Here is a 7,165-nt window from a genome sequence, read left to right as displayed (position 1 = left end):
GATAAATTTATAATTTATACAATAGCTATTGAAGAACTTCACATACAAATTTTCAATCGTTGGGGAGAACAAGTATTTGAAAGCCATAGCATTAATAATTCATGGGATGGAAAATATAAAGGAAAAACTTGCACAATCGGAATATATTATTATCAAATCCACATCAAGGAAAAAACAGGACAAAAAGAAAGTTTTACAGGAGAAGTTAGTATTGTTAGGTGAAAAGGTGAGTTAGAGGAGTTGACCTCCCTTCATTTAAAATTTCTTTCTGAGCCGAGTGTTAAAAAGCTTGAGAAAAAAACAAAAGTAAAAAATCTTTTATTAAACTAAATTTTTATCATAAATGATATAAAAAATTTATATTTGTTGAAAAAAGAAAAATATCTATATTTCTTAATATTGATGAATTCAGTTGAAAAAAATATTGTTAACAGTATAAAAAAGGGTAAAAAATTATTTGCATGGTTAATTGACCCTGATAAAGTTTCTCCTGAAACTTTTGAAAAAAAATTGATTAAAGCCAAAAAATTCAATATTGATTTAATTTTTTTAGGAGGAAGTTTACTGGTTGAAGACAAAATAACCGAATACATCAAAACGATAAAAAAGTATTTCAGCATTCCTGTAATACTTTTCCCGGGGAGTACAAATCAGGTAAACAAAAATGCAGATGCGATATTATTCCTGTCGTTAATTTCCGGCAGAAACCCTGACTTTCTTATTGGAAGACATGTTGAAGTAGCATCGATAATCAAAAAAACATCACTAGCTGTTTTGCCAACAGGATATATTCTTGTGGAAAGCGGAAGACAAACAACAGCTTCTTATATAAGTAACACTTTTCCTGTTCCTCATCACAAAGCTGATATTGCTGTAAGCACTGCTATTGCAGGTGAATTGCTGGGATTAAAATATATTTTTCTTGATGGAGGCAGTGGTGCATTAAAATCTATAGATACTCAAATGATTTCTGCTGTTAAAAAAAATATTAATATACCCTTAATAGTTGGTGGTGGAATAAAAGAATCCGAGCAGTTGAAAAATGCTTACAATGCCGGAGCTGACATTGTCGTTGTTGGGAATATTATTGAAGATAACTTTGATAAATTACAGGAATTCACCAAAATTAAAGCATCATTTGGAGGCTAATTATTTTACAAAAATATAAACTCCCCTTAAAACAGTAATGGCAAAAAAATCAAATACTTTTAAAAATACTACTCAAAAGAAAAAAAATAAAACTGTAAAATTTCCATATCCTAAAAAAAGCACAGAAAAAATAACAAAAATTTTAGGATTGTTTTTTTTAATGATTTCTTTGTTTTTGTTTTTTGCTTTTACTTCATTTTTATTTACTTGGAAATTTGACCAAAGCCTAATCAGCGACTCAGGTGCTATTACAAATAGTTTTAATGCAATAAAACCACACTTGGCTCGTAATTGGGCAGGTGTTGTTGGTGCTTTTTTTTCTCACCTTTTTATTTGTAGATGGTTTGGGATTTCTTCTTACCTATTTATTGCTATCTTTTTTCTCTACGGCTTTAAATTACTTTTTGAAATAAAAGTTCTCAAATTAAGAAAATACGTTACATCTATTTTGTTTTTTATATTCTGGTTTTCATCAGTTTTAGGATTCTTATTTCATAAATCTGTAGGTCTTCTTGCAGGAGGATTTGGTGTAAATTCACAATTTTGGTTAAAAGGAGTTCTTGGCTCATTTGGAGCTGCCATCTTTTTACTCTTTGCAATTATTGTTTATTTTATTGTTGTATTTAATATAAAAATTAATTTTCCTGAAGATATTTTTCAAAAATTCAAAAATCTTGGGAAGTTAAAAGATGAAAGCTTAGTAGAGGATACAGATGAAATTGAAATAATTGATAAAAATCAAGAAGAAGAAATAACTGATGAACCAAATTTAAAAACACAAGAAGAATTTCATCCCAAAAGTGATGAAAAAAAAGAATCTGACGATATTGATTTTCAAATTGAGAAGGTACAAGAGCAAGACATAGGAAACGGGGGAAATAAAAAAGAGCTTTTTGAAGAAATAGGTGAATATGACCCACGATTAGACTTATCAAATTACAAACATCCAACTATTGAACTCTTGAAAGAATATGAAGAAGATGAGGTAAAAATAGATGAAGTAGAACTACAAGAACGAAAAGAATTGATAGTTCAAACGCTTAGGAATTATGCAATTGAGATTGATAAAATTAAAGCATCAGTTGGTTCAACAATAACTTTATACGAAATTGTTCCTGTTGCTGGAGTACGTATTTCAAAAATAAAAAATCTTGAAGATGATATAGCACTTAGTCTTTCTGCTCTGGGGATACGAATTATTGCACCTATACCGGGCAGAGGAACAATAGGAATTGAAGTTCCTAACACAAAACCTGAAATTGTTTCAATAAAATCAGTTATTAATTCTTCAAAATTTAGAGATGCTGATTCTGAATTGCCTTTTGTTCTTGGAAAAACAATTTCAAATGAAGTTTATATTGCAGATTTGGCAAAAATGCCACACCTTCTTATTGCAGGTGCTACAGGCCAAGGTAAATCTGTTGGATTAAATGTTGTTATAGCATCATTGCTTTACAAAAAACACCCTGCACAATTAAAATTTGTTCTTGTTGACCCCAAAAAAGTTGAACTAAGTCTTTTTCAAAATATTGAAAACCATTTTCTTGCAAAATTACCGGATAATAAAGACTCAATAATTACTGATATTTCTCAGGTGGTTGATACTTTACATTCGTTAACAGCAGAAATGGACCTGAGATACCAGTTATTAAAAAATGCCAAAGTAAAGAATATAGTTGAGTATAATAGTAAGTTTGTTTCAAGAAAGTTAAATCCTAATAACGGACATAAATATTTGCCTTACATAATTCTTGTAATAGATGAGTTAGCCGACCTAATGATGACAGCAGGTAAAGAAGTGGAAATGCCCATTGCCCGATTAGCACAACTTGCAAGAGCAATTGGAATTCACCTTATTATTGCTACTCAACGACCTTCTGTAAATATAATTACAGGAACAATAAAAGCGAACTTTCCTGCACGTATTGCCTTTAAGGTTAGTGCTGCTGTTGACTCAAGAACAATTTTAGATTCAAAAGGTGCAGAACAACTTGTGGGTCGTGGTGATATGCTATTTTCTTCTGGGAGTGATCTCACAAGAATTCAATGTGCATTTATTGACACTCCTGAAGTGGAAGAAATCGTTAACTTTATCTCAAAACAACAATCTTATTCAAGTCCGCATTTTTTACCCGAAGTTAAATCGGAGGGAGGTACTTCTGATGGTTTGGAAGATATTCTTGATGATCTTGATGCCCATTTTGAAGATGCAGCAAGAGTGATTGTTCAAAATCAACAAGGTTCAACTTCATTATTGCAAAGAAGACTAAAGCTTGGGTACAATCGTGCAGGTAGAATTATTGACCAACTTGAAAGTGCAGGAGTTGTTGGTCCTTTTGAAGGAAGTAAAGCCAGAGCAGTACTTATACCCGATGAATATGCACTGGAACAGTTTTTGAATGATTTCAGAAACAATCGGTAAATATATTTTATGAACAAAATTACATTAGTCATATTATCATTTCTGTTTCTAACATCATTGAATGGAATAGCACAGGAAAACTCAGCATTAGCAGAAGAAATTATTAGAAAATCTGTTGAAAAATATAAATCTTATAATTCAATAAAAGTTGAATTCAAATATATTATTGAAAACAGAATGGCTGAAACTAATGATGAATTATCAGGCGTTTTTTATTTGAAAGATGGAAATTTTAGACTTACTATCGGTGAGCAAATTATTATTTCTAATCAGAAAAAAGTATGGACTTACTTAAAAGATGTTAATGAAGTTCAGGTAAATAATTACAATCCCGAAGAACTTGAAATAAACCCAAAAGAGCTTTTTACAATCTGGGAAAAAGGATTTCTTTACGGATATGGAGGTGAAGCCAGAAGAAATAATAAAAATATTAATTTGATAATTTTAACACCTGAAAACAAATCTAAATCATTCTTTAAAGTAAAAATTTTCATTGAAAAAGAAACCTCCAATATTCTTAAAATGCAAACATTCTATAAAGATAATGGACTAATACTTACATTTGATATTTTATCTATTGAAACAAATATAAAATTAAATGACAGCTTTTTCGAATTTGATATTTCTAAACATAAAGGAATTGAAGTTGTTGATCTTACAGAGTAATTAGAACCCCCCTTAAATTGCAATCAAAAAAAGAATAAGGCATGAAAATACAACCGAAAATCTATACTTTATTAATACTTTTTTTAATAATTTCATGTAACAGTTCCAATTTAAAATATCATTCCTTACAGGGTGAAACAATGGGAACTATTTATCACATAAAATATCAAGCTCAAGAAAATAAAGATTTCAAAAAAGAAATAGACTCCCTATTAATTAATGTAAACAATTCCTTATCTACTTTTATTCCAACCTCAACTATTTCAAGAGTAAATAAAGCACAGCTAAACACAGAAATTGATGCTTATTTTGAAACGGTTTTTCAAAAAGCAAAAGATGTTTATTTAAGAACTAATGGAAGTTTTGACCCTACAGTGATGCCACTTGTTAATGCATGGGGTTTTGGCTATGATACCATTCCTAATGTTGATAGTAACATAATTGATAGCCTTCTTACTTTTATTGGATTTAATAAGATATTGCTAAGCGGTAAAATAATAAAAAAGAAAAGACCTGAAATTCAACTTGATTTTTCTGCTATTGCAAAAGGATTTGGTGTTGATGTTATTTCAAAATTCTTGATAGAAAAAGGAATAGAAAATTTTATGGTAGAAATTGGGGGAGAAGTACGTGTGTTAGGAAAAAATTCCGAAGGAAATAATTGGAAAATTGGTATTGAAAAACCTGATGAAAACAAAAGATCACTTAATTCAACAATTAGTTTTAATAAAATGGCAATTGCTTCTTCAGGTAACTATCGTAATTTTTATTACAAAAATGGGAAAAGATTTGCCCATACCATAAATCCAAAAACAGGATATCCTGTTGACCATAATCTTTTAAGTGTCTCGGTTTTTGCCAATGATTGCATGACTGCCGATGCTTATGCAACTGCTTTTATGGTTATGGGAGTCAACAAAGCTATTGAGATTGATAAAGCTGTTGATTCAATTGCAATACATCTAATTTATGAAGATGAAAATGCTTTGATGAAAACATTTACTTCTGAAAAATTAAGAGGGGAAATAACAAAAATTAATAATTAGAGCCTCTTAGAAAACTTTGAATTAATAATGGATGTGAATGTAAAAGTCATTCAATAGTAATTTAGACAAGCTGTCATTTGGTTTTGTAACTTAATGGCAATCAACTGACTACTTTATGACATTAGATTCAAGCGACAAAATACAAATAATATTCTAACAGTCAAAAACATACGTTTTTCTTAGATGCACTAATTAGTTTTTCTAACAAAACTATGATGTTCTTTTTCGTCAAGTTTGTGTTCCATTGGTCCGATATTACAACTTTTACAGTCTAAATTCTTTTCATGCAAAATCCTGTGTTTAGCAGTACAAGATCTATCAAATCTGCCTTTCTTTTTAAAAAGTATTTTAAGACTAAAAAGAAAAACTACAATAGCCATAACAACAATAAATACTAATAATTGCTTAAGAAACATAGAATCTAATTTTGTTCAAAGCTAAATAAAACTATCAGAAATTTCAAAAAAATTTTAAACTTTGCAGAGCAAAAAAAATATCATTAGCGTATTAGCGACAATAAAAATGAAAAGCACAAAAAACGCCATTAACATATTCGCAACAAAACAAAACATCATTTGTGCATTAGCGACAAAAAAAGTAATATTCATTCGTGCATTCGTGTCAAAAGAAGGAAAATTCATTCGTGCATTCGTGGCAAAAAAACAAAACATCATTCACACATTCGCGGCAAAAAAAAGAAAATTCATTCGTGCATTCGTGGCAAAAAAAAGAAAATTCATTCGTGTATTCGTGGCAAAAAAAAGAAAATTCATTTGTGCATTCGTGGCAAAAAAAAGAAAATTCATTCGTGCATTCGTGGCAGAAGAAGGAAACTTCATTCGTGCATTCGTGGCAAAAAAAAGAAAATTCATTTGTGCATTCGTGGCAAAAAAAAGAAAATTCATTCGTGCATTCGTGTCAAAAGAAGGAAACTTCATTCGTGCATTCGTGGCAGAAGAAGGAAACTTCATTCGTGCATTCGTGGCAAAAAAAAGAAAATTCATTCGTGCATTCGTGGCAAAAAAACAAAACTTCATTCACACATTCGCAACAAAAAATTAAAAAGATGAAAGAAAAACTTGATGCATTTTCAAAAGTACTTCAAACAATGAATAGGTTGAGAGAAGAATGTCCTTGGGATAAAAAACAAACTTTTGAATCTTTAAGAATGCTTACAATTGAAGAAGTTCATGAACTGTCGGATGCAATTCTAAATAATTCATATTCACAAACTAAAGAGGAACTTGGCGACTTACTTATACATATTGTTTTTTATGCTAAAATTGCAGAAGAAAAAAATGAATTTACAATTAAAGATGTTTGCGATACACTTGTGGACAAACTTGTTGAAAGACATCCGCATATTTATGGAAACATTAAGCTACAAAATGAAGATGAGGTAAAACAAAACTGGGAAAAAATAAAACTCAAAAATGGAAAAAAGTTAACACTTGAAGGCGTTCCTAAAAGCTTGCCATCAATGATTAAAGCTATTCGTATGCAAGAAAAAGCAAGAGGTGTTGGTTTTGATTGGGATAACAGGCATCAGGTTTGGGATAAAATAAATGAAGAACTTATTGAATTTAAAGAAGAAATAGAAAAAAATATTGGTAATAAGGATAAGATAGAGGAAGAATTTGGAGATATTTTATTTTCCTTGATAAATTACTCAAGGTTTTATAACGTCAACCCTGATAATGCATTGGAAAGAACAAACAATAAATTCCATAATAGATTTAATAAAATGCAGGAGATTATTTCTGACGAAAAAAAAGACCTTATGGATATGCCTCTTGTGGAAATGGAAAAATATTGGCAAAAAGCTAAAAATTTGCTTGGATAAATGAGTGAATGGAATTGCCTTCTCTTATTCCATAAATTA

At 30.0% G+C, this 7,165-nt stretch carries 8 protein-coding genes; 7 read left to right on the top strand and 1 reads right to left on the bottom strand.

Annotation, left to right across the window (positions count from 1 at the left end):
* The 5 genes from U9R42_14655 to U9R42_14635 form a co-directional block, all read left to right on the top strand.
* On the top strand, window positions 1-222 hold a 222-nt coding region (locus U9R42_14655), incomplete at its 5' end, for a gliding motility-associated C-terminal domain-containing protein (GenBank protein ID MEA3497265.1).
* Between the two features lie 144 nt (window positions 223-366).
* Window positions 367-1,149, top strand: coding sequence for a geranylgeranylglyceryl/heptaprenylglyceryl phosphate synthase (locus U9R42_14650; GenBank protein MEA3497264.1), 783 nt, complete (start codon window positions 367-369; stop codon window positions 1,147-1,149).
* A gap of 37 nt (window positions 1,150-1,186) precedes the next feature.
* Entirely contained in the window at window positions 1,187-3,571 is a 2,385-nt protein-coding gene (locus tag U9R42_14645; GenBank protein MEA3497263.1) for a DNA translocase FtsK 4TM domain-containing protein, read from the top strand.
* A 9-nt stretch (window positions 3,572-3,580) separates the two neighbouring features.
* The gene (locus U9R42_14640; GenBank protein ID MEA3497262.1) at window positions 3,581-4,237 is read left to right on the top strand and encodes an outer membrane lipoprotein carrier protein LolA; all 657 of its coding nucleotides are present in this window, start codon (window positions 3,581-3,583) and stop codon (window positions 4,235-4,237) included.
* A 41-nt stretch (window positions 4,238-4,278) separates the two neighbouring features.
* Window positions 4,279-5,283, top strand: a complete 1,005-nt coding sequence (locus U9R42_14635) for an FAD:protein FMN transferase (protein MEA3497261.1) — start codon at window positions 4,279-4,281, stop codon at window positions 5,281-5,283.
* Window positions 5,284-5,471: 188 nt separating this feature from the next.
* Here the strand turns inward: U9R42_14635 and U9R42_14630 are convergent, their stop codons facing one another.
* Window positions 5,472-5,699 (bottom strand): hypothetical protein, encoded by a 228-nt coding sequence (locus U9R42_14630; GenBank protein ID MEA3497260.1) that lies wholly within the window; start codon window positions 5,697-5,699, stop codon window positions 5,472-5,474.
* A gap of 106 nt (window positions 5,700-5,805) precedes the next feature.
* Between U9R42_14630 and U9R42_14625 the strand changes: the two genes are divergently transcribed.
* Window positions 5,806-6,345 carry a hypothetical protein gene (locus U9R42_14625; GenBank protein ID MEA3497259.1) on the top strand — a complete coding sequence of 180 codons (540 nt, stop codon included), beginning with the start codon at window positions 5,806-5,808 and terminating at the stop codon, window positions 6,343-6,345.
* Between the two features lie 4 nt (window positions 6,346-6,349).
* The gene (mazG, locus tag U9R42_14620) at window positions 6,350-7,126 is read left to right on the top strand and encodes a nucleoside triphosphate pyrophosphohydrolase (GenBank protein ID MEA3497258.1); all 777 of its coding nucleotides are present in this window, start codon (window positions 6,350-6,352) and stop codon (window positions 7,124-7,126) included.
* Window positions 7,127-7,165: the final 39 nt, after the last annotated feature.

This window comes from Bacteroidota bacterium (assembly GCA_034723125.1).
Taxonomy (GTDB): Bacteria; Bacteroidota; Bacteroidia; order CAILMK01; family JAAYUY01; genus JAYEOP01.
This window is presented reverse-complemented; position numbering and strand designations above follow the sequence as displayed.

What these genes read in the sequence shown, in the direction of transcription:
- U9R42_14635 (MEA3497261.1), top strand. Translation starts at nt 4,279, where the DNA reads ATGAAAATACAACCGAAAATCTATACTTTATTAATACTTTTTTTAATA.
- mazG (MEA3497258.1), top strand. Translation starts at nt 6,350, where the DNA reads ATGAAAGAAAAACTTGATGCATTTTCAAAAGTACTTCAAACAATGAAT.
- U9R42_14630 (MEA3497260.1), bottom strand. Translation starts at nt 5,699, where the DNA reads ATGTTTCTTAAGCAATTATTAGTATTTATTGTTGTTATGGCTATTGTA.
- U9R42_14645 (MEA3497263.1), top strand. Translation starts at nt 1,187, where the DNA reads ATGGCAAAAAAATCAAATACTTTTAAAAATACTACTCAAAAGAAAAAA.
- U9R42_14625 (MEA3497259.1), top strand. Translation starts at nt 5,806, where the DNA reads ATGAAAAGCACAAAAAACGCCATTAACATATTCGCAACAAAACAAAAC.
- U9R42_14640 (MEA3497262.1), top strand. Translation starts at nt 3,581, where the DNA reads ATGAACAAAATTACATTAGTCATATTATCATTTCTGTTTCTAACATCA.